18 protein-coding genes and 1 pseudogene are annotated in these 23,405 nt (G+C 61.2%); 9 read left to right on the top strand and 10 right to left on the bottom strand.

The annotated features are described in order from the left end of the window. Positions 1-30: 30 nt before the first annotated feature. Positions 31-1,470, top strand: a complete 1,440-nt coding sequence (locus NT26_RS21585) for an NAD-dependent succinate-semialdehyde dehydrogenase (protein ID WP_052642796.1) — start codon at positions 31-33, stop codon at positions 1,468-1,470. Between the two features lie 41 nt (positions 1,471-1,511). On the opposite strand, the pseudogene NT26_RS23445 reads toward NT26_RS21585, so the two are convergent. Beyond that, a pseudogene (locus NT26_RS23445) lies at positions 1,512-2,188 on the bottom strand (adenylate kinase family protein). Between the two features lie 3 nt (positions 2,189-2,191). Here NT26_RS23445 and NT26_RS21575 point away from each other — a divergent pair. After that, positions 2,192-3,364: an IS5-like element ISRsp13 family transposase gene (locus NT26_RS21575; RefSeq protein WP_052642793.1), complete on the top strand. Its 1,173-nt coding sequence runs from the start codon at positions 2,192-2,194 to the stop codon at positions 3,362-3,364. 180 nt (positions 3,365-3,544) lie between these two features. Here the strand turns inward: NT26_RS21575 and acs are convergent, their stop codons facing one another. The 9 genes from acs to NT26_RS21530 all read right to left on the bottom strand — a co-directional run bounded on the left by acs (position 3,545) and on the right by NT26_RS21530 (position 16,151). Then, positions 3,545-5,503, bottom strand: coding sequence for an acetate--CoA ligase (acs, locus tag NT26_RS21570; protein WP_052642791.1), 1,959 nt, complete (start codon positions 5,501-5,503; stop codon positions 3,545-3,547). Positions 5,504-5,537: 34 nt separating this feature from the next. Next, positions 5,538-6,848, bottom strand: coding sequence for a glycolate oxidase subunit GlcF (gene glcF / locus NT26_RS21565; RefSeq protein WP_052642790.1), 1,311 nt, complete (start codon positions 6,846-6,848; stop codon positions 5,538-5,540). A 3-nt stretch (positions 6,849-6,851) separates the two neighbouring features. Continuing rightward, a complete protein-coding gene (locus tag NT26_RS21560; RefSeq protein ID WP_052642788.1) occupies positions 6,852-7,940 on the bottom strand; it encodes an FAD-binding protein in 1,089 nt (362 codons plus the stop codon). Beyond that, complete coding sequence (locus NT26_RS21555) at positions 7,937-9,370, bottom strand: FAD-linked oxidase C-terminal domain-containing protein (RefSeq protein WP_052642786.1); 1,434 nt, start codon at positions 9,368-9,370, stop codon at positions 7,937-7,939. Before NT26_RS21555 ends, NT26_RS21560 begins: the two co-directional genes overlap by 4 nt. Before the next feature lie 34 nt (positions 9,371-9,404). Then, complete coding sequence (locus tag NT26_RS21550; protein WP_052642784.1) at positions 9,405-9,830, bottom strand: GlcG/HbpS family heme-binding protein; 426 nt, start codon at positions 9,828-9,830, stop codon at positions 9,405-9,407. Positions 9,831-9,890: 60 nt separating this feature from the next. Continuing rightward, on the bottom strand, positions 9,891-12,023 hold the full coding sequence (locus tag NT26_RS21545; RefSeq protein ID WP_052642782.1) for a malate synthase G: 2,133 nt from the start codon (positions 12,021-12,023) through the stop codon (positions 9,891-9,893). A 167-nt stretch (positions 12,024-12,190) separates the two neighbouring features. Further along, positions 12,191-12,604 carry an aconitase X swivel domain-containing protein gene (locus tag NT26_RS21540; protein WP_052642780.1) on the bottom strand — a complete coding sequence of 138 codons (414 nt, stop codon included), beginning with the start codon at positions 12,602-12,604 and terminating at the stop codon, positions 12,191-12,193. Next, complete coding sequence (locus NT26_RS21535; RefSeq protein ID WP_052642778.1) at positions 12,601-13,827, bottom strand: aconitase X; 1,227 nt, start codon at positions 13,825-13,827, stop codon at positions 12,601-12,603. The genes NT26_RS21540 and NT26_RS21535 overlap by 4 nt, the downstream gene beginning before the upstream one ends. Before the next feature lie 512 nt (positions 13,828-14,339). Then, complete coding sequence (locus NT26_RS21530) at positions 14,340-16,151, bottom strand: SulP family inorganic anion transporter (protein ID WP_052642776.1); 1,812 nt, start codon at positions 16,149-16,151, stop codon at positions 14,340-14,342. Positions 16,152-16,616: 465 nt separating this feature from the next. On the opposite strand from NT26_RS21530, the gene NT26_RS21525 reads away from it, so the two are divergent. Genes NT26_RS21525 through NT26_RS21495 form a run of 7 tightly spaced genes read left to right on the top strand, consistent with a single transcriptional unit; the run spans position 16,617 to position 23,220 of the window. After that, positions 16,617-17,651, top strand: coding sequence for a TRAP transporter substrate-binding protein (locus NT26_RS21525; RefSeq protein WP_152338686.1), 1,035 nt, complete (start codon positions 16,617-16,619; stop codon positions 17,649-17,651). A 50-nt stretch (positions 17,652-17,701) separates the two neighbouring features. After that, complete coding sequence (locus tag NT26_RS21520; RefSeq protein WP_162197816.1) at positions 17,702-18,181, top strand: TRAP transporter small permease; 480 nt, start codon at positions 17,702-17,704, stop codon at positions 18,179-18,181. Next, the gene (locus NT26_RS21515) at positions 18,178-19,470 is read left to right on the top strand and encodes a TRAP transporter large permease (protein WP_082077846.1); all 1,293 of its coding nucleotides are present in this window, start codon (positions 18,178-18,180) and stop codon (positions 19,468-19,470) included. Before NT26_RS21520 ends, NT26_RS21515 begins: the two co-directional genes overlap by 4 nt. Positions 19,471-19,483: 13 nt before the next feature. Next, complete coding sequence (locus NT26_RS21510) at positions 19,484-20,353, top strand: GntR family transcriptional regulator (RefSeq protein WP_052642768.1); 870 nt, start codon at positions 19,484-19,486, stop codon at positions 20,351-20,353. A gap of 8 nt (positions 20,354-20,361) precedes the next feature. Continuing rightward, entirely contained in the window at positions 20,362-21,960 is a 1,599-nt protein-coding gene (locus NT26_RS21505) for a GMC family oxidoreductase (protein WP_052642766.1), read from the top strand. Positions 21,961-21,999: 39 nt separating this feature from the next. Further along, the gene (locus NT26_RS21500) at positions 22,000-22,572 is read left to right on the top strand and encodes a hypothetical protein (RefSeq protein ID WP_065814609.1); all 573 of its coding nucleotides are present in this window, start codon (positions 22,000-22,002) and stop codon (positions 22,570-22,572) included. Between the two features lie 45 nt (positions 22,573-22,617). Then, on the top strand, positions 22,618-23,220 hold the full coding sequence (locus NT26_RS21495) for a thiamine pyrophosphate-dependent enzyme (RefSeq protein WP_052642763.1): 603 nt from the start codon (positions 22,618-22,620) through the stop codon (positions 23,218-23,220). The last annotated feature ends 185 nt before the right edge of the window (positions 23,221-23,405 follow it).

Below are 23,405 nucleotides of genomic sequence, written 5' to 3'. Positions count from 1 at the left end.
ACGCCCCGCAATATAGACGAAAGAACCATCATGTCTGAGTATCCCAATACACAGCTGCTGATCGCGGGCGATTGGTGTGACGGCAGCGGCAATCGCGAGATGCCCGTCCACAATCCTGCCTCTGGCATGGAAATCGGCCGGGTCGCCTTGGCAGAACCAGCCGATCTGGACCGCGCGCTGGCGGCTGCCGATCAGGGCTTCCGGGTGTGGCGCGCCACCTCTCCGCTGACGCGGGCTAAAGTCATGCGCCGCGCGGCCGACCTTCTGCGCGAACGCGCCGAAGCGATCGCGCGCGTCATCACGCTGGAACAAGGCAAGCCCATCGCCCAGTCGCGAATCGAGGTCGCGGTCGCAGCCGATACGATCGACTGGTTCGCGGATGAAGGTCGGCGCGCTTATGGCCAGATCATTCCGCCACGCCTGCCCGGCGTGATCCAGATGACGATGAAACTGCCCATCGGGCCGGTCGCCGCATTCACGCCATGGAATTTTCCGGTCACCCAGTCGGTGCGCAAGATCGCAATCGCCTTGGGTGCCGGTTGCTCGATGGTCGTCAAAGCCCCCGAGGAAACGCCCGCATCGCCCGCCGCACTGGTCACCGCATTCGTCGATGCTGGCCTGCCTGCGGGGGTTTTGAACCTTATTTATGGCGTTCCGGCACAGATTTCGGACTACCTGATAAAAAGTCCGATCATCCGCAAGATCTCGTTTACCGGTTCGGTCGAGGTGGGCAAACATCTTGCATCCCTGGCCGGTCAGCAGATGAAACGCTGCACAATGGAGCTGGGCGGTCACGCCCCGGTCATCGTCACGGCTGACGCGGATATCGAAAAGGCTGCGCAGACCATGGTGATGCATAAGTTTCGCAATGCCGGACAGGTTTGCGTGTCACCAACCCGCTTCATGATCGAAGAGGCAGCCTATGATCAGTTCACTGACCGTTTTGTCGAGATCAGCTCGGGCTTGCGCATTGGGGCGGGCATCGAAGAAGATACCCAGCTAGGGCCCTTGTCGAATTCGCGACGTCTAGACGCCATTGACGAATTGATCGCTGATGCTGTAGCTCAAGGAGCCACGCTTCGCTGCGGTGGTCGCCGCGTCGGCAACGAGGGCTGGTTCTTTGCGCCGACGGTTCTTTCCGAAGTTCCGCTGAGTGCCCGGATCATGAATGAGGAACCCTTTGGCCCGGTCGCGATCTTGAACCGCTTCACCTCGCTAGACGATGCCATTACTGAGGCGAACCGCCTGCCCTTCGGACTTGCCGCCTATGGTTGGACCGGATCCGATCAGGCCGCTTATCGCATGGGTGCCGAGGTCGAAACTGGGATGATGTCGATCAACCATCTGGGGTTGGCGCTGCCGGAAACGCCCTTCGGCGGCGTCAAGAATTCGGGCTATGGCAGCGAAGGCGGTTCAGAGGCAATGGAGGCCTATCTGGATACGCGCTTCGTCACGCGGACCTTTGCCTAAGTATGAGACGAAAAAGACTCGCCTCAGGCGGGTCTTTCTGCTCAGCCGGACTTGGTCGAAATCATCTCGTTCAGCCGTTCGCACGCCACGACGATATCTTGCATGGCGTCGACGGCGCCAAAAATCCCCGCCCGGTCGTATTGTTGGACCAGCGATGCGGTTTCAGCATGGTATGCGCTTGGCCGCTGGCGCACGGTGTCCGTAATGTCACCGGCCCGACGCTTGAAACCGTTGCTACCGCATTTGTCACACCTGCCCTGAACTGACGGCTGCTAGAAGCTGTCGTGATTCCCTTCGCTGCAACCGGCGCAGGTGAGCCTGCCCGAGACGCGTTCGATTATCGCCTCATCATCGACCATCAGGTTGATTGCCGCCGACAGACGCCGCCTTTCAGAGGCGAGCATGCCATCTAACGCCCCGGCCTGCACAGCAGTGGGGGGAAGTCATCCAAAATGACGCTCGCCGCAGTATCCAGTTGCGCCATGCGATCGTTCAGGATGCCAAACACGATATCGTCCGACACAAGTTTCTCGCTGTCCAAAGCCAGCTTCGCGGCCTGCCAGGCCGGGGTCCCTGCCGCAACTGCCGCGCGCAGCATGTCCCTGGTCGATAGCTGGACTGAGCCGAACTGCTCTTTAACAGGCCGCTGAAAAACTCCTGCCTCGACGCCTGTCGCGGAACATGATTCACCGTCGCCACTACGATGGCGACGGAGTATGGGATGCGTGGATCAGATCAGGTGACGGGCTCGCTGTTCAGCTACGTCGATCTCGAGGAGCGTATTCCGGCGCGACACTCGCTTCGCAAGATCAGGGCCGTCGTCAACGATGCGCTGCGCTCCTTGGATGCCGAGTTCGACCGGCTCTACGCGCGGGAAGGCCGCCCCTCCATCGCGCCGGAACGATTGATCCGGGCCAGCCTGCTGCAGATCCTCTACTCGATCCGGTCCGAGCGGCAACTCATGGAGCAGATGGATTGCAACCTGCTGTTCCGCTGGTTCGTGGGCCTCGGGATCGACGATGCCGTCTGGGTCCCGGCCGTGTTCACGAAGAACCGCGACCGGCTGCTGACCACGGACATGTTGCGCCGGATCATGGCCGCCATCCTGGCGCATCGCGAGGTGGCACCGCTGCTGTCGGAAGATCATTTCTCGGTCGACGGCACCCTGGTGAAGGCCTGGGCGTCGATGAAGAGTTTCCAGCCGAAGGAAAGGGCTGCGTCCGACGGGGACGAGGGTCCCGGCGATCCGCCAGATTCCAGTGTGCCGCCCGCATCCTCCTCTGACCAGTCCACCGCCGAGCCCGATCCAATGACCCGCCCCACACGCCGCAACCGCAACGCCGAAGTCGACTTCCGTGGCGAACGCCGGTCGAACGCGACCCATGCTTCGATGACCGATCCGGAGGCACGGCTGTTCAAGAAGTCCCCCGGCGCCGGCGCTATGCTGTGCTTCATGGGGCATAGCCTGATGGAGAACCGCTCCGGGCTGATCGTGCAGGCCGACCTGACGCGGGCGGACGGCCACGCCGAGCGGCGTGCTGCCATCGACATGCTTCACCGCCACTCGCCCGGTTCGACGCGGCGCCTGACCCTGGCCGCAGACCGCGGTTACGACAGCGCGGACTTCGTCGCCGAACTGCGCCAGATGGTGGTCACGCCGCATGTCGCCCAGAAGTCTCGACACTCCGCCATCGACGGCAGAACCACCCGGCACCCTGGCTACGCCAAGTCACAGCGGCGCCGGAAGAAGATCGAGGAACCTTTCGGCTGGGTCAAAACCGTCGGCGGCATGACGCAGACCCTGTATCGCGGCATCGAGCGCGTGCGGGCCCGCTTCACGCTGGCGATGGCGGCGTGCAACCTCGCGAGGCTCCCGAAACTGCTCGCCGCCTGAGCCGGAAAGCAGGATACTCGGACTGCCTGCCCATGATCCAGCCACACCCAGCATCCGCGTAGAGAGAAACCGTTCCTCACAGCAGCTCTTTTCAGCGGCCGGTTAAGCATCCGGGCCCGCGTCCCCTTGCCAGCGCCGGGTAGGCAAAAAAGACAAGGATCGCGGTTTTCAGTTCCGTCATCATGCCCCCCTGTTGGCCCGGTTCTGGATCAATTCGTCGATGACGCCGGGATCAGCCAGCGTCGAGGTGTCGCCAAGCGCACCGAAGTCATCCTCGGCAATCTTGCGCAGGATGCGGCGCATGATCTTGCCGGAACGGGTCTTGGGCAGGCCTGGCGCCCATTGAATCAGGTCGGGCTTGGCGATGGGGCCGATTTCGGTGCGCACCCATGTTTCCAGTTCGCGTTTTAGGTCATCGCTGGGATCGGCGCCGTTAATCAGCGTGACATAGGCATAGATGCCCTGCCCCTTCAGCGAATGCGGATAACCGACGACCGCAGCCTCGGCGACCTTTTCATGGGCGACCAAGGCGTTTTCGACCTCGGCCGTGCCCATGCGGTGGCCGCTGACATTGATGACATCATCGACACGGCCGGTGATCCAGTAATAACCGTCCTCATCACGGCGGCAGCCATCGCCTGTAAAGTAATAGCCGGGATATTGCTGGAAATAGGTCTCCATGAAACGTTCATGATCGCCCCAGACCGTGCGCATCTGGCCGGGCCAGCTGTCGGCAATGGCCAGCACGCCTTCGACGCCGTTGCCGTGGATGATCTGTCCCGAGGTGGGGTCAAGCACCTTGGGCTTCACGCCAAAGAAGGGCAGCGTGGCCGAGCCGGGCTTGGTCTCGATCGCGCCAGGCAAAGAGGTGATCATATGCCCACCGGTTTCAGTCTGCCACCATGTGTCGACAATAGGGCAGCGGCCCCGACCGACATGGTGGTCATACCAGACCCAGGCTTCGGGGTTGATCGGTTCGCCTACGGTGCCGAGGACGCGCAGGCTGGACAGGTCGTGCTTGTCGACCCATTCCGACCCCTGGCCCATCAGCGCCCGGATGGCGGTCGGCGCGGTGTAGAATTGCGTGACCTTGTGCTTGTCGCAAACATCCCAGAAACGACCGGGATCCGGATAGGTCGGCACGCCTTCGAACATCACCGTGGTCGCGCCATTGGCCAGCGGGCCATAGATGATATAGCTGTGGCCGGTGACCCAACCCACGTCCGCCGTGCACCAGAAGATGTCGCCGTCCTTATAGTCAAAGACATATTCATGCGTCATCGCGGCATAGACCAGATAACCTCCTGTCGTGTGCACGACGCCCTTCGGCCGCCCCGTGGACCCAGAGGTATACAGGATGAAGAGCGGATCTTCGGCGTTCATCGGGCGCGGCGGACAGTCGGGGCCGACCTCCTCCATCATCTTCAGCACGTCGACATCGCGGCCGTCGATCCAGGTGGTCTGGTCGCCGGTATGTTTGACGACAAGGCAACGCACCCGGTCCGAGCAATGCAGTAGCGCCGCATCGGCATTGGATTTCAGATTGGTCCGGCGACCGCCGCGAGGCGCGGTATCGGCCGTCACCACCAGTTTCGCGCCGCAATCATTGATGCGGCTGGCCAGCGCATCGGGCGAAAAGCCCGCGAAGACGACAGAATGCACTGCGCCGATGCGGGCGCAGGCTAAGATAGCATAGGCAGCTTCCGGGATCATCGGTAGATAGATTATCACCCGGTCACCACGCATCACGCCTTGCGACAGCAGGACATTGGCAAAGCGGTTCACCTTTTCCGACAGTTTGGCATAGGTGATGTGGCGGGCGGTTGCCTTGGGATCATCGGGTTCGAAGATGATCGCGGTCTGATCGGCGCGGGTTGCCAGATGCCGGTCGATGCAATTGACCGAGGCGTTCAGCATCCCGTCCTCGAACCACTTGATTGAGACCTGGCCCATGGTGAAGTCGGTATCCTTCACCTTCGAATAGGGATGAATCCAATCCAACCGCTTGCCCTCGCGGCCCCAGAAGCTGTCCGGATCGCGGATCGATTCGTCGTAAAGCAGCGCGTAATCCGCAGGCTTTACTAAAGCATCCGAAAAGCCGGACGGAATCGGGTGTTTAGGGATAATCTGGACAGTCACAGTTTTCTCCTCGGGTGGAACTGAAGGCGGGACGCTATGCCCCGCGCTTGATCTGGTTGGGATTGTCCAGCGCTGCGGGTTTCGGGCCACCATAGGCCCAGTCCAGCAGCTGGACCGTATGCACTACCGGCACCCCTGCGGCAGAACCGATCTGCATCATGCAGCCGATGTTCCCGGCCGAGATGACGTCGGGGTGGGTCGCCATCAACGCTCTGACCTTTCTGGATTTCAGCTCATTCGCGATCTTGGGCTGCAAAAGATTGTAAGTCCCTGCAGAGCCACAGCACAGATGCGGGTCTTTTGGCGACAGCACCTGGAAACCGGCGCGGGTCAACAACTGCTTGGGGTCCGCCGTCACTTTCTGCCCATGCTGCAGTGAACAGGCGGCGTGATAGGCTACGCGCAGAGGCTCGGCCTTGGCTTCGTGCAGATCCAGCGTCGTCAGAAATTCGGTGATATCCATTGCCAGCGCCGACACCCGCGCCGCATCCGCTGCCATGTCGGAATTGCGGAAGATATACCCATAATCCTTTACTGTCGTGCCACAACCCGAGGTATTGATGACAATGCCATCCAGCCCCGTCCCGTTGATTACATCGGTCCATGCGCGGATATTGCGGGCGGCGAACCCGTGGGTCTCCTCCTCGCGGCCCATGTGATGGACCAGCGCGCCGCAACAGCCTTCGCCCTTCGGAATCACAACCTCGACCCCCAGCCGGGTCAGCAGACGCAAGGTCGCGGCGTTGATTTCCGGATCCAGCGCACGTTGTGCGCATCCTGTCATCATCACGACACGCTTGCGCCGCTGACCGATGGCCTTGTGGGTCTGGGGCGCGTCAAAGGGCGACGGCGCTGCGACCTTGGCCGGAGCCATATCCAGCATGGCGCGCAGCCTTTCGTCCGGGATCAGTTTCCGCATCGGACGGGCGATTTTCGCCAACCGCAGCGCCATCCGGAACCGCCCCGGATAGGGCAGGATCATCACCAGCACCCGCCGCAGCCAGCGATCACGTAGCGGGCGGCGATAGGTCTTTTCGATATGTGTTCGGGCGTGATCGACCAGATGCCCATAATGCACGCCCGAAGGACAGGTCGACATGCAGGACAAGCAGCCAAGGCAACGGTCGATATGCTTAACCGTCGCGGCATCCGCCGGGCGGTCGTTTTCCAGCATATCCTTGATCAGATAGATGCGGCCACGCGGACTGTCCAATTCGTCGCCCAGCACCTGATAGGTCGGGCAGGTCGCGGTGCAGAAGCCGCAATGGACGCAACTGCGCAAGACCTCGTTTGAACGCTCGATCGCAGGGTCGCGCAATTGTTCGGGGGTAAAGGTCGTTTGCATTGTTTAGCTCCTACGGAACAGGCCGCGCGGGTCGAAACTGTCGCGAAGCCGTGCTGTGAGGCCCGCGACAGCCGCCGCTTGGGGTTCAAGTTCGGGGATGCCAGAACCGGCCTTGCCGCGCAGCAACGTGGCATGGCCATAGCCATTGCCCATCAGCGCGCGCAGATCCGTGCCCGCCGGGGCCGAGGCCCACAGCAGCGCGCCGCCCCAGTCCAGCTGGACGGCAATGCCTTGATCACGCAGGTTCTTTGCGGCAAGCCCACCCTGACTTGGGCGGAGCGATACGCGCCACACATCAGTATCCATTCCTTGGAACCGGCTGCAATCACGGATTTCTTGCCAAGGATCTTCGGCAATCTTGGCGGCCCCGGGCAGCAGCTTCATCAACCGCTCGGCGCGGTAGGAAACGGAATCCTCGAAGCCCTCGATCCGCAACAGTACACGATCACCGTCCCAGGCAGAGCCGGTGATCTCGTAGGGCGAACTGAGCGCCACTGCCATGCCGCGCACGGCGCGTTCCGGATCTGTCACGTCCAATGCAAGCGTGGCTACGGCTTCTGGCATCGGCAGCACTTTCAAACTGATCTCGGTCACGATGCCCAAAGTGGCGCGGGCGCCGCAGTTCAAGCGGGCAAGGTCGTAGCCGGTGACGTTCTTCATCACGCGCCCACCATTCTTGATGATATGCCCGATGCCATCGACCATCCGGACACCCAAGAGCAGGTCGCGCGCCGCCCCGGTCTGCAACCGACGCGGGCCGCAATGGTTCAGGCCGATGACGCCGCCGATCGTCGGCTGGCCAGTCGTGCCCAAAAGAGGGCGGTGGTCCATCGGCTCGAACGGCAGGCGCTGGTTGTGTTTGGCCAGCAGTGCGTCTATTTCGTCGATTGGGGTTCCCGCGCGGGCCACCAGCGTCAATGCGCCGGGCTCGTAAAGCTGCACGCCTGTCAGATTGCGGGTCGTCAGCGGTGTTCCCGAACGCGGGACATGCCGGGTGGCGCCGCCGCGGACCGAGATGCGACCGCTGGCCGCGATTATGATTTCGGACAGTTCTGCCTCGGTCGTGGGAGCATGAATGGTTGCGGTGGTCATTGGCCGCGCCTTTCTTCGGATACCGGCAGGGGAAAGACCTTGGCGGGGTTCAGCAGCCATTTCGGATCAAATGCGTCCTTGACCAGCATCTGCGCCTCAAGGTCTTCCCGATTGAACTGCACCAGCATCAGGTCGCGTTTTTCAACACCGACTCCGTGTTCGCCGGTCAGGCAGCCGCCGACTTCAACGCACAGGCGCAGGATGTCGGCACCGAATTCCTCGCATTTTTCCAGATCGCCGGGCTTGTTGGCATCGAACAGGATCAGCGGGTGCATATTGCCGTCGCCTGCATGAAAAACATTCGCCACGCCAAGGCCGTATTGCTGCGACAGCTCGCCGATCCGCTTCAGAACATATGGCAGTTCGGTCACCGGGATTGTGCCATCCAGACACATGTAGTCGTTGATCTGACCCATGGCGCCAAAGGCCGATTTGCGGCCCAGCCAGATCTTGGCGCTTTCCTCGGCCGAGCGGCTTTCGCGAATTTCGCGCGGGCCATGTGTTTCAGCGATGGCGCGGATCAGACCAAGCTGATGCGCGATCTCGGCCTCGGAGCCTTCGACCTCGATGATCAGCAGCGCCTCGCAATCGGGATAGCCCGCCTTGGCGAAAGCCTCGCAGGCAAGGATGCATGGTCGGTCCATGTATTCGATCGCAACGGGTAGGACACCGGCACGGATAATGTCCGAAACGCAGGCCCCGGCCACATCGGCGCTGTCGAAAGCAATCAGCACCGGGCGCGCGCCCTCGGGCTTCGGCAGAATGCGCAACGTGGCCTCGGTCACGATGCCAAGCTGGCCTTCGGCACCGCAGACCACCGAGAGCAGGTCCAGATCGCCCGCATCCATATAGCCACCGCCAATATCGGCGATAGTGCCGTCCATCAGAACGATCCGCACGCCCAACAGGTTGTTTACCGTCACGCCGTATTTCAGGCAATGCGCCCCGCCCGAGTTCATGGCGATATTGCCCGAAATGGCACAGGCAAGCTGCGACGACGGATCGGGGGCATAAAACCAGCCGTCATCGGTGATTTCGGCGGTGACGGACAGGTTGGTGCGGCCGGTCTGGACGCGGATCAAGCGGTCCATGAAGTCGACTTCCAACACATCCGCCATGCGGGCGATGCCAATAACGACCGAATCTGCGGTGGGCAGCGAGCCGCCCGCCAGCGAGGTTCCCGCGCCGCGCGGAATGACGGGAACGCCATAACGGTAGCAGACCTTCAGCGCCGCGGCCACCTCTTCGGTGGTTCGGGGCAGAACCACCGCAAGCGGGGCACAGCGATAGGCCGTCAGCGCGTCGCATTCATAGGCCTTCAATTCGCTTTTGCGTTCGATCACCGCATCACCTGGCAGCACGTCCAGCAAAGCTGCGACGATCTCGGCACGGCGGGCCAGAATGGTCGTGTTTGGCTCTGGCATCTGCATGGCGTTCCTCCTTTGTGCCCGCGGGGTGCGCGGATCAGCTGACTTGCTTTAGGAAGGCGTCGATGCCCGCTTGTGCGACGTCCTGATCCTGCCCGGGAGTTCCCGACGACACGCCGATTCCGCCGACGACCTCACCATCCACGATCACAGGCAGACCGCCTCCGACCACCATTAACCGCCCACCAATGGCCGCAGAGATGCCATATGCCGGGGCGCCTGGCTGGCTGGAGGCACCATATTCATGCGTGGCCTTTTTCGCCGCCGAGGCCGTGAAGCTTTTGTCGATCGCAATGGTCGAGGAGGTGACCTTGCCACCGTCCATCCGCTCGAATGCGATCAGGTTGCCGCCTTCGTCGGTGATGGCGATGCACATAGGCACGCCGATTTCGTCAGCACGCACTCGGGCGCCCGCGATCAGCGCGCGCGCGTCGTTAATGTCCAGTCTCTTGATGGTCAACATGGGTGTACTCCTTGTTCGGGACTGGTCCGGCGGAGTTCGCGCCGGACCCGGATTGACGTATCAGGCGTCCTGTTTGGCGCGGCGGCGTGCAGAGTGCAGCAGCGGCTCGGTATAGCCCGAGGGCTGCGAGACACCTTTCAGCACCAGGTCGCGGGCGGCGTTAAATGCCACGCCGTCAAAGCCCGGCGCCATCGGTCGATAGGCGGCGTCACCCGCATTCTGGGCATCGACCTTGGGTGCCATGCGACGGAACGAGCCTTCGACATCCTCGACCGAACAGACGCCGTGCAGAATCCAGTTCGCGAGATACTGCGCCGAGATGCGCAGCGTGGCCCGATCTTCCATCAGCGCGACATCATTGATATCGGGAACTTTGGAGCAGCCTATGCCCTGATCGACCCAGCGCACGACATAGCCAAGGATGGACTGGCAGGCATTGTCCAACTCGCGCCGGACCTCTTCGGATGAGAGCTTGCGTCCATGCATGACCGGGGGTGTCAGCAGCTGGTCACGCGATGCCTTTTCGCGCTGGCGCAATTCGGACTGAACCGCAGGCACCTTCACCTGGTGGTAATGCGTGGCATGCAGCGTCGCTGCGGTCGGTGACGGCACCCACGCCGTATTCGCGCCCGCTGTGAGGTGGCCGATCTTGACCTCCAGCATATCCGCCATTGCGTCGGGCTTGGCCCACATACCCTTCCCGATTTGGGCCTTGCCGGGGAAGCCAGCCGCAAGACCGCTGTCGACATTGCCTTTTTCATAGGCTTCCAACCAGTCGGAGGCCTGCATCTCGGCGCGCGGCACCATTGGCCCCGCCTGCATTGAGGTGTGGATTTCATCCCCGGTGCGGTCAAGGAAGCCAGTGTTGATAAAGACGCAGCGTTCCCGCACTTCGGCAATGCAGGCCATCAGATTGGCGCTGGTGCGCCGCTCTTCATCCATAATGCCTAGCTTGACGGTATTGCGGGCCAACCCAAGGATGTCTTCGACACGCGAATAGATGCGGTGTGCGAAGGCGACCTCTTCGGGGCCATGCATCTTGGGTTTGACGATATAGACCGAACCCTCGCGCGAGTTGCGGGCCCCTTCGGTCCGCGACAGGTCATGGACCGAGGCCGCGACCGTCATGATCGCGTCCATGATACCTTCAGGCGTTTCCTGCCCGTCCAGCATCACAGCATCCGTGGTCATCAGATGGCCTACATTACGCACCAGCAACAGGGCACGACCGGGATGGCGGACCTCTTGGCCCGCGGGATCAAGGAAAGTCAGATCGTCAGACAGGCGGCGGGTGACTTCACGACCGCCCTTGGTAAAGGTCTCGGCCATGTCACCTGCCATCAGACCCAGCCAGTTTGCATAGACCACGCATTTGTCGGCAGCATCGACCGCAGCGACCGAATCCTCGCAATCCTGAATCGCTGTAAGGGCGCTTTCCAGACGCACGTCCGAAATATGCGCCTTGTCCGTCGCACCGATCGTACTGGTCGCGTTGATCACTATTTCGATCAGCAGCCCGTTTACTCGCAGTAGCACATCACCCGACATGCGATAGCCCGCGAACTGGGTAGGATCGGCCAAAGCGACGCACTCGGACTCGATCGCGACGGTCAGGTTGCCGCTTTCGACGGCAAAGCCTGTCACATCGGCCCATTTCCCAGAAGCCAGCGGCGCTACCTTGTCCAAGTGCGCGCGTACCCATGCAATGACCTGTGCGCCGCGTTCTGCGTCATATCCCGGTCCATTCGCCGCGCCCGGAATAGCATTGGTGCCGTAAAGCGCGTCATACAGCGAACCCCAGCGCGCATTGGCCGCGTTCAAGGCAAAGCGCGCGTTCATGACCGGCACGACAAGTTGCGGACCTGCAACCATTGAAATCTCGCCGTCGACCTTGGTCACGTCGATGGCGATCGGCGCAACCTCTGGCAGCAAATAGCCGATCTCGGTCAAGAAGGCCGTATAGGCTTGCTGGTCGAAATTGCCTGGGTTGCTGCGATGCCAATGGTCGATCTGGAGCTGCAGATCGTCGCGCCTGGCCAAAAGTCGTGCATTTTCCGGCATCAAATCGCGCAGCATCGCGGCGTAGCCAGCCCAGAAAATATCAGCCGACACATCCTTGATGATTCGACCTTCGACCAGTGCGGCAAGTTCGGATGCGACTTGCAAGCCACCGCGCTCAACATATTCCGTCATTGAATACTCCTTCCAGGCCAGGACGGCCGTGTATTTGTGCGGCTGTCGCCGCGCCGATCAGTAGGGGACATGGCTGAATTCGGATCGCGGCTCGATTGGACCGTTACAGGCTTGATGGACTAAGCGTGTAAAACCGCGCTCCTCTATGCGTCTATATTGCGGGGCGTTCATCGATTTTTGATAGTGACGTTTCCGGTTTCTGGATCGACTTGGATCTGGTCTCCGGTTCGGATCAGGTCCGTGACGTCGCCATCCTCGAAGCGGTCGCACATGGTCAGGCCGGCCAAGGCCGCGCCCTGCGCCAGGATAGTGTTGGCCGAGTTGAACAGAATCGCTTTCGGGACGATGCCGCGGGCCTTCATCTCGTGCAGCATCCAGGCCGAGGCGACGCCGCCCTTGGCGGTGTTCAGCACTAGGATCTTGTCGTGATAGCTTTGACCCGCCAGCGCGTGGTCGGGGCGACTGAAGACGCCCTTGATACGGTCAAGGTCATAGCGAGCCGAGAAATCGTCCTTGGCCACCAGCGCTTCGCCTTCGACCGTCTGGCCGATGCCGACATGGCATTTCAGGATCGTCGTCATTGGATCACTCCGGTTTCAGCGGCGTCGATGCAGGCCGCCATGTCGGCCAGCGCGGGCTGATAGCCATAGCCGCCCAAGATGTTCACGATCTTCGCGGAATTGCTGAGGATGCGAGTCCAGCCATTGGCCTCGCCAACCTCGCGCGCGAAGCCGTTATAAAAGCAGGTGCCGACCAGCACCTTGCCGCCCGCCTGTTCGAAGGCATCGACAAAGCCCATGCGCTGCGCGTCGGGATAGACCTGCGGTGCGGCGCAGGCGAAGATCGGCACCTGGAACTCGCGGCCGCGCGACAGCTCGGCGACCATCTGCATTTCGGCCAGCGACAGTTGCGGCGCGGCAAAGACCACGACATCGACCTTGTCGCCCCGGCCACCAAAGCGCGAGCGCAATGCCCCCAGCAGATCCTCGCCCACCATCTCGACGGGCAGCTTGTCGCCGCCAACCGCGGCCAGCGTCGGCGCCTCGGGGGTGATACCGACCATGTGGAACAGCGGGGTCGAGCCATAGCTGGCCATGGCCGCGCCCATATGCTTGGCCTCGTCCGAGGTCGGCACGGCTTCCAGCCCCTCGATCACCGGCACGGCCCAATAGGACCCGGCCAACTTACCGACGGCAGCCCCCAGCAGGCCCCAATCGGTCAGGTTCTTCGGCTGCTCGGTGACGCGGAAACGCCGCGTAGCCTGCCGCTTTTCTTCCAAATGTAGGCCATAGCGCGGCGTGCGGCCGGTGAGACCGGCGGCCAGTGCCGAGGGACCGCCCTCGAAGTTCGAGCGCGCGCCGCAGATAGAGTTGGAATAGATCACGACGCCGGTATCACCAAAGGCGACGTGATCGCCTAGCACCGGCGGCATGACGGTCTGGTAGTTGATGCAGGTATTGGTCATCATAATGCCGATGCCGGTCATGGCCTCGACGATGCGACGCTCCAGCGTGGCCATTTCTTCGGTCTGGCCCAGAGGCGCATACCAGGACAGATCGACGCCGCGCGGATCGGTGATGGTCGGGATGGTGACGCGGGCCTGATCACGGCGCAGCGTTTCGAGCAGATCGGCCCCGGCTTCGCCCACGGCTTCGGGGTCGCCCATGATATGGGCCTGGCTGACAGGGACCAGGTCGGTGGCATCGAACATGCGTCCGACCTGTACAATGTGGTCGATCGCCCATCGCTTCACCGGCCCGAATTCCCCAGCAAGCATCGCTTGCTCTTCATCCGTAAGTCTCAATGTTCTCTCCTGCGTCAAAGGCTTCGTTGGTGAAAGTTGGCCGATCACATGCGATGTTCATCACTCAGACCGAACGTAGTCTCAGCGACATCCGGCACTAATAGAGCTATATAGCTCTATATGCCAGTAAAGGAAAGGCCAAGTTGAACCGCTCAATCGGAAGTCGAAGCTTTGGAATGGCGCTGGCAAACAGGAGAAGGTAAACCTCTACGTCGCCGGACATTTGCGGCCAAGCTCGCAGCGGGGTATGGCGATGCAGGGAGTTTGAAGGGAGCGGTAAAGTTAGCGCTTGCGGGGGTGAGTTATAGGATTTGGCGGCATGCCCACGCCCAACCTCTACCACCGCCACCCCTTTCCACCTGACCTGATCGCTTAAGCTGCGTAGCTGTACGGCTCTGATAATGGGTTGGGTAGCCCCTCCTGACGCCACTTGTGTCAGGTTGATCCGGACAGGATCAGGAGGATATGGCTGAAACGTCCCAATCATCAGAGCTTGTCGGGGTAGACGGTCATCAGTCCTGCCTCACTGTATGGTCGGCGGACGAAGCCTGCTCCGTGTCTGGATGGAGTTGAGGGCGTGTCGGACAGTCGTGCCAGAGTCGCACGTCGCAGATCTGGCAGATATCATGACGCAATTCGCCGATGGCGAAGGAAATCGCGTCGCCCTTGTATAGGTGCACCATGCCGCCTCCGATATGTCTCGTCACGCCGAATTTTTCCAGCTGCCGGATAGTGCGCGGGATCTTCGTCTGCACGTAGAGGCGACCGCCGCGGGCGATGCGCCGCTTGGCCTCCTCGATGAGCAGTTCGGCGGCAGGCAGGTCGATCTGGCCGACGCCGCGCATGTTGAAGATCATGTGGGTTTGCTCCCTATACTCGACCTCGATTCTGCGGAACTCGCGGCGGATCACGTCGACCGAGCCGAAGAAAAGCGGGCCGTCGAGCCCGACCACGATGAGCTGCGGGCAGACCGGACCGCCCACGTCCTTCACCGGGCGGAAGGAGCGCCGCCCACGAAACGGGAAGGGCACGCCAACGCTGAGGCGCGGATGCGCGGCCCGGTCGAGGAACAGCACCACCGAGATGATGACACCGCAGTAAATGGCGAACTCGAGGCTTATGGCGAGCGACGAAACGAACGTGATGATGAAGATCCCACTTTCGGCTTTCGATACTCGGAAGAAATGCATGATTTCCCGCAGGTTGATGAGCTTCAGCGCCACCACGATGATGGTGCCACCCATGGCCGGGATCGGCACGTAGGCGAAGAGGTCGGAGACGAAGAGCAGGATCACCGCCAGCGCCAGCGCGGCGAAGATGCTGGCCATCGGGGTCTTTGCGCCGGCCTCGTAATTCACGCCGCTACGGGTGAAGGAGCCCGAGCTCGGGTAGCAGCGAAAGAAGCTGCCCACGAGGTTGGCGATGCCCTGGCCCATGAATTCGCGATTTGGGTCGATCATCTGGCCCGAGCGCATGGCCAGCGCTCGCGAGATCGAGACCGCTTCGAGTAGACCCACCAGCGCGATGGCGAAGGCGGCAGAGCCCAGCGTCGAGACGTCGTCCATGCGCAAGCCCGGCAGGCTGAAAGTGGGGAGCACCTCGTCGATATGGCCCACGGTGGCCACGTCGGCGGCCAGCGGCCCGAAGGCGAAGTAGAGCCCGGTGCCTGCCGCCAACGCGATAAGGTAGTTAGGCCAGCCCGGCCTGAAATGCCGGACCGCAAGAGCCACGCAGAGCGTCAGTAGGCCGATCGAGAGGCTCACCGGGTTGGTATGGCCGATCTCGGCCACCAGTCCGGCGCCGAACGCGGCCAAGTGCTCGGGGCGGGGCAGGTCTATCCCGAAGACGTAGCGGATCTGGCTCAGCAAGATCAACAGCGAGGCCCCGGTGATGAAGCCCGTCATGACCGAGTGGGACACGAAGTTGATGACCGCGCCAAGCCGGAAAGCGGCAAATCCGATCTGGATCAAGCCGACCATCAGCGATAATATGATCGCTGTGCGGATGAATTCCGGGTCGCCGACCGCGTAGATCCCCGAAAGCGACGCGAAGACCATCGCGGAGATGGCTGTCGTGGGTCCAGTGACGGCATGCCACGACGAGCCGAAGAACGCCGCGAATATCGGCGGAATCATGGCAGTGTAGAACCCGTATTCAGGGGGCAGCCCAGCGATAACCGAGAAGGCCACGGCTTGCGGCAGGACAATAGTGGCGCCGGTGAGCCCGGCGAAGAGATCCTGCCGCAATGTCTGCCTATTGATGCGGTCAAACCAGTCCGGGCGTCTCCGCCATGCGGAGGCCTTGGTGCCTTCAAAGTTTGTCATTGTCTTCTTTCTGGCCGCAAACCGGCCTGATGTGTTTGAGGGGCGTGCATCCTGCGCGACGGCGAGAACAGCCCGGCAATCGTCGATTCTGGCTGGTCACGACCTCATTCTCCGGGCCACCCACGATGTGCGCTTGGCTCATGTCGATTAGATCTTTCACCTCGAATATCAGTCCGGTTCAAATCATGCGATCCGGGGCCCATAGAACCGCCCCCCCCTTCTTCACCGGCAAGAATCGCCTTTTCGTTTTCGCTTAGTCCCACCTCTTTCGCCCCACTATGCTCACGCAACCGCCTCGATATGAGGAAAGGCACATTGACAGCGGCCAATCATCTACTATAGAGCTATATACGACTTGCTGAGAGGTGGCAAGTCGCTGCCCCTTCGCGAAAGCTCTCGGGAGGAAACCACGCAATGCCGGCGAGAGGTGAAGAGGTAAATGGTTAAAACCAAGGGAGGAATAGCGTGACTATTGGACTTAAAAACAAAACGTTTATGGGGCTCGTGAGTGCGTTCGCCCTGTTTGCATCGACACAGTTCGGTGTGGCGCAAGAGGTGAAAGTTCCCTATGTGAAAGAGGCTGCGGCGCAGGCGCGCATCGCACATGCGCTCACCGAAGGGTCTCCATATGACATCGGAGCTCAACGGTTCGCTGAGCTGGTCGACGTCTACACGCGCGGCGAAGTGAACTTCAAAATCTTCCCCAACGCGCAGCTTGGCCTTGAGCAGGCTACCGCGAAAGACACGCAACTCGGCCTGCTCGAGGCATCGCTCGTGGCTATCAACAACGCGACGCAGTGGTATCCGCCGCTCGACGTGACGCTGCTTCCGTTCATCTTTCGCGACCGAGAACACGTGAACAAGGTCATCTACGGCGATATCGGTAAAGATCTGTTCGAGGGGTATCGCGAGGCCAGCGGCATGCGCATCGTCTCGGTTCTCGAGTGGGGCGATCGCGGCATCATGAACAATGTCCGCCCGATCGCTAAGGTCGAAGACTTGTCGGGCATCAAGCTTCGCCTGCCGAAGAACTCGACGATGATCGACACCTACTCTGCGCTCGGCGCGAACCCGACCGCGATTGACTGGGGCGAGCTTTACAGCGCCCTCCAGCAAGGTGTGGCCGATGGGCTCGAAGGCCCTCCGCAGGGCATGATCGATATGAAGTTCACCGACTTCCTCGAATACTATTCCTACGTGCCGGTGTTCCACGGGCTCGCCGTGATCTTGGTGAATGACGCTTGGTTCCAGGCGCTTTCCGAGGAAAACCAGCAGGCGGTCCTGAAAGCTGGCCGCGAAGCGGGTGAATACCAGCGCTGGATCTCGGCCAAGTCGCACGTAAGCGGTTTGTCCAAACTGGCCGAACTCGGTGTCGAGGTGAACGTTGTCGAGGACGTCGAGCCGTTCATCGAAGCGACGAAGGAGATCTACGAGTCGAACCGTGACCGGATCGGCGCCGAGTGGATCGAGCGCGTCCAGAAAGCCGGGTTGGAGGAGTAAATTAAGCCATGCGTTTGATACGTCTTATCGATCGCAGGCTGGAAGAGGCCATGATCGTGCTGTGTTGCACGATCATGGTCGTCGGCCTGAGCTTCACGGCGATCGTGCGTTATTTCCTTTCCAGCACGCCTCTTGGAAAGATGACACATATGGCCGAGGAGCTGAGCGTGTTCGCGTTCGTGTTTCTACTCTATTTCGGCTCGGTACTAGCGGCACGTGAGAATGGACATTTCCGCGTCTCCGCGCACCTAGACATGTTGCCCGCGCGGCTCCGTCACCTGCGGTTTCTCGTGGGCGACCTACTTTGGCTCGGCTTCTGCATCTTTGCCTCTTGGCAGGGCGTGAAACTCGTGCAGACCACCATGCGCTCCAGCGAGCCCAGCATGTCCCTGAACATTCCCATGCAATACATCTACGCGATCATTCCGCTAGCCTTCGCCTTGACCGCCTTCCGCATCTTGCAACGCTATGCGTTGGGCCGGAACCGCGACGAAGACGCCTTCGGATTTGTCGAAGGGGGAGGTGAATGATGGCCGATCCCAACATTGCCGTCATCATCTTCGGTACCCTTGGCGTCATGCTGCTGCTCGGCGTACCGATCGGCTACGCGCTCGGCATCGCCACGGCGGCCGCGCTGACCTTTTCGCCGACGCCATACATCTACATAGCCCAGACGCTCTATACCGGCACCGGGCTCTTTGCCCTGATCGCCATTCCAGGCTTTATCCTGGCAGGCGAGTTGATGGTGCGCTCGAAACTGACAGACCAGATCATCCGTGTGATGTTCGTGCTGGCAGGCAACATCAACGGCGGCCTCGCGGTCTGCACCTTCCTGTCCTGCGCGTTTTTCGCGGCGCTATCCGGCTCGGGCCCGGCGACGACAGCGGCTATCGGCAGCATCATGATTCCGGCGATGGTGCGCGCGGGTTATCCCGTCGCATGGTCCGCGGCCGTGGTCGCGAGCGGCGGCACGCTCGGCATTCTAATCCCGCCCTCGAACCCTATGATTGTTTACGCCGTGTCGGCCAATGTGTCGGTTACCGGCCTGTTCCTGGCTGGCCTGATCCCCGGATTCCTGCTGGTGGCAATGTTCTCTGCCTATTGCTGGGTCTACGGCCGTATGACCGGGCTTGGGAAATCCGGCGAACCGTTCCGCATGAAGGCCTTCCTGACCGCGCTGTGGGAAGGCAAGGCCGCGATGATCATGCCCGTGCTGGTGCTCGGTGTCATCTACGGAGGGTTGGCCACGCCCACCGAAGCCGCGATGCTAGCCGTCATCTACGCCAGTGCCGCGGGCATCATTAGCCGCAATCTGGGGCTGAAAGAGTACATCAATGCGATGATCACGACGGGCAAGCTGACCGGCGCAGTGCTCATCATCATGGGTCCGGCGACTGCCTTCGGTCGTTTGCTTACCCTCTACGGTGTGCCTGACCAGATCGCCCAAGCCTTCATCTCTATCTCGAATGACCCGCTGTTGATCCTGCTGCTGGTGAGCCTTCTGCTCATCATCATCGGCACCTTCATGGAGACGCTAAGCTCTATCGTGCTGCTCACGCCGATCCTACTACCGCCGCTGGTGCAACTCGGTGTCAGCCCGGTGCAGTTCGGCATCCTCTTCGTGGTGCTGTCGCAGGTGGGCATGCTCTCTCCGCCGCTGGGAGTAAACCTGTTCGTCGCCTCGGCGGTGTCACGAACCACCATTGAGAAGATCAGCTGGGCGGTCCTGCCGCTAATCGGCCTAATGCTGGTCCTTGCGGTTGTCCTGATCATCTTCCCGAGCCTGAGCACTTTTGCCTATGGTATCGTGGCACGCTGACCAGGAGGGCCCTATGACAAACACCAAGAAAATCACTCTTCCCGCCGACATCATCCATGTCGGCGGGGGCAAAACCCCGGAAGAAAGGGTCGCCGCTCCGAGCAATCTCTCGTGTCAGTTAGACGCTCTTCGCGAAAAGCTTTCAAACCCGGCGTACAAATCCGAGCCGCTCTACAAACGGCTTGGAAATGCTTTCCGCGATGCGCTCATCGAGGGGCTCTGGCTGCCAGGTGACAAGCTGCCGGCTGAAGTGCTACTTGCCAAGGAACTTAAGATCAGCCTCGGTACAGTACAAAACGCGCTGAACGCATTGGCCTCCGAGGATATCATCGTGCGGCGGCATGGCTCGGGCACCTTTGTGTCGGCCGGGAAAGGTCAGTCACGCCAACTTCTGCACTTCCGGTTCTTCGATGAGGAAACTGGCGAGATCCTCCCTGTATATGCCGAGCTGGTCGACCGGACACTTATCCGCGACAACGGCCCAATCGCCCGGTTTCTCGGCGGGGCGGGCGAGTATATCCTCGTACGTCGCCGCATCCGAGTAAACAATGAGTTCTACTGCCTAAGCGAATTCTATATTGAAGCGGACCGTTTCGCGCCGATCCTCGAGATGCCGCATCAGGATCTCGAGCGTGTGGTGATCCGCCACGTGATGGCGCGCAGCTTTAATGCGCCGACCCTCATGTTAAAAGAATACGTCCGTTCGGAAACCTTCAATCAAGAACGGGCGAAGCTGATGCAGATGACAGATACTCCGGCCGCCGGAATGGTGATCGACGTGCTCTCATATACGCATCTCGACACGCCGGTCTCCTACCAGAAGATCTTTGTTCCCGCAGGTGTGCGCAAGCTCGAAATCCTCGAAACAGAAAAGCTGAGTTGAAAGAAAATATGGAAACTTATGATTACGTTATAGTCGGTGCAGGCACGGCCGGCTGTGTCCTGGCGAACCGGCTTTCCGAAAATGGAAAGCACAGCGTGCTGCTGCTAGAGGCTGGCCCGAAGGACCGCTACCACTGGATCCATATCCCCGTGGGATACGCCAAGACGATGTTCAACGAGAAGTACAACTGGTGCTTCTATACCGAACCCGACCCCGAAATGCACAACCGCCGGATCTACTGGCCACGCGGCAAAGTGCTGGGCGGATCGAGCTCGATCAACGGGCTGATCTACGTCCGCGGTCAGCCGCTCGACTACGATCTGTGGGCCCAAGAAGGTAATCGCGGTTGGGGCTGGGACGATGTGCTGCCCTATTTCCGCAAGCTGGAAGGCAACGAACGTGGTGAAAGCGAATTCCACGGCGGCGATGGCCCGCTGAAGTGCTCCGATATCCACGAGCGCCACGAGCTGATGGAGGCCATCATCCGTGCCGGCAACGAGCTGGGCGTGAAGACCACCGACGATTTCAACGGCCCCGACCAGGCAGGCGTGGGTTATTACCAGCTCTTCACCCATAACGGCTTCCGCTGCTCGACGGCGGTGGGCTATCTCAAGCCGGCCCGCGATCGGGCCAACTTGCGCGTCGAGACCGGTGCCATGGCCAAGCGGATCGTCTTCGACGGCAAAAAGGCCACCAGCATCGAGTATGTCCAGAACGGCGAGACCAAGGTGGCCCATGTCGGCCGCGAGGTGGTGCTCTCGGCGGGCGCGCTGCACAGTCCGATGTTGCTCGAACGCTCCGGCGTGGGCCAGTCGGAGCTGCTGCGTTCGATGGGCATCGAGATGGTGCATGAGCTCAAGGCGGTGGGCGAGAACATGCAGGACCACCTGCAGTTCCGGCTCCAGTTCCGCTGCAAGAAGCCGATCACTTCGAACGACAAGCTCAACTCGTTCTGGGGGCGGATGGGTATTGGGGCGCAATACATCCTGCGCCGCACCGGACCAATGGCCGTGGGCATCAACCATGCCGGTATGTTCACCCAGGTACTGGAGGAATCCGCCGGGCCCGACATCCAGTTCCATTTCTCGGCACTCACCGCGAGCCTGGCCGCCGGCAAGCCCGACAAGTTCCCAGGGTTTACCTTCTCAGTCTGCCAGCTGCGGCCGACCTCGCGCGGCTCGGTGCATATCTCCTCGCCGGCGTATGATGGCAAGCCGATCATCCACCCGCGCTACCTGACTACCGATCTCGACTGGCGCTGCTCGCTCGCCGGCGTGAAGTTTGCCCGCCGCCTAGCCGACAGCCCGGCCCTGGCCGACTACAAGGAAGCCAACCATCAACCCGGTCCGGAGGTCGAGAGCGACGAGCAGATCGTCGAGTGGATGCGCGACGCGGGGGCCACAATCTTCCATCCGAGCTGCACCACGCGGATGGGCAGCGACGACAACTCGGTGGTCGACGAGCGCCTTCGTGTACACGGGCTGGCCAACGTGCGGGTCGCCGATTGCGGTATCATGCCCAACCTCGTCTCGGGCAACACCAACGCCCCGGTCGTGATGATCGGCGAGAAAGCCTCCGACATGATCCTCGAAGATGCCGCGCTTTGATGCGCGGTTCTTCCAACGCTACAACAGACAGGACAACACATGACCCAAGCACAACCCGAATACCACCCGGCGCAAGCCGGGACAGCGCCCAACGGTGAGCAGGTTCTCCAGGTTCTCCGTGCGAATGGCGTCGGCAATGTCGTGACGGTATCCGACTGGGTGCAGCTCCCCCTGCAACGCGCGCTCGACACGCAACAGGACACCGCCGAGGCGCCGGCGGTGCGCGTACAGAAATGCACCACCGAAGATGAGGCTTTTCTCGTGGCCGCCGGGCTGCATATCGGCGGCCAGCGCTCTGCCGTTGTGATCCAGAACCAGGGGCTCTATGCAGGGCTCAACGCGCTGCGTGGCATTGGGCTCGATTCCAATATACCGCTGGTGATGATGATCGGTCAGTTCGGGCGCGAACCCGACAATTTTGGCCAGCCGACCACCGCCTCCTCGCGCCGGATCGTCCGGATTCTGGAGCCGCTACTCGAGCTGCTCGATATCCCCTACTGGAAGGTCGAGACCACGACAGACCTCGCGAAGATCTCCGAAGCTTATGCCGAGAGCGAGCGCCGTAGCTGGCCCACGGCAGTGATCTTCGATCGCAATATGGCGTGGCAGTAGGCGCGTCCGCGTCTCCGATTTCGGCGTCTCAGGAAAGGATAAGCCATGAAATGCGAACAGGCCGTTAGGGCCGTCATAGAATATGTCGGCGAAGGCATCCTCGTGCCAACGATGTCGGCGATTAAGTGGGTCGACACCCTGGCCCCCGAAACCCTGCGCGTTAGCTGCGTGCCGCTGATGGGCGGCGCCTCGGCGCTGGGGCTCGGCCTCGCGCTGAGCCAGCCCAAACGGTCGGTCATCGTGCTCGACGGCGACGGTAGCCTGCAGATGCAGCTGGGCTCGCTCGTCACTTGTGTCGAGAACGCACCGAAAAACTTCATCCACATCGTCTTCAACAACGGCGTGTGGTTCGAGAACATGGTCAATCTCGATGTGCCGGGCAGCGCCGACGTGCGCTACAGCGAGATGGCCCAGGCGGCGGGCTACAAAAGCACGCATCACTTTGCCGACCATGAAGCCTTCCGGAAGGCCCTGCCCGATCTACTGGTAGCTCCCGGCCCGCATTTCGTGGAACTCAAGATCGAGCCGGCATGCGGCAACCTCTGGGGAGCCGAAAATTTGCAGCCGGACCTGCCGGATTACCACTTCGCCCGCATGGGCGTGGAGGCCGAGAAGCTGCGCGGCACCCTCGCGGCGGCTCCGAACTGACTAGGCAGGGCGCCCCGAACCGCGTGGCGCCCGCCACTCTTTCCTTCTCCGTGCAGTGGCCGGACTAGCGGATGCGGTTGGGCTGAAGCTTCGACTGAGTCGTAAGTCTTCTTGTTCCGGTTGCACATGGGATCTGGCAGCGGTGTCAGGTGATTGTGGATTGCGGTTGTCAGAATAACAATTTC

Source organism: Pseudorhizobium banfieldiae, assembly GCF_000967425.1.
GTDB classification, from domain to species: domain Bacteria; phylum Pseudomonadota; class Alphaproteobacteria; order Rhizobiales; family Rhizobiaceae; genus Neorhizobium; species Neorhizobium banfieldiae.
Note: the sequence above shows the minus strand (reverse complement) of the source record. Positions and strands in the feature narration are given on the sequence as shown.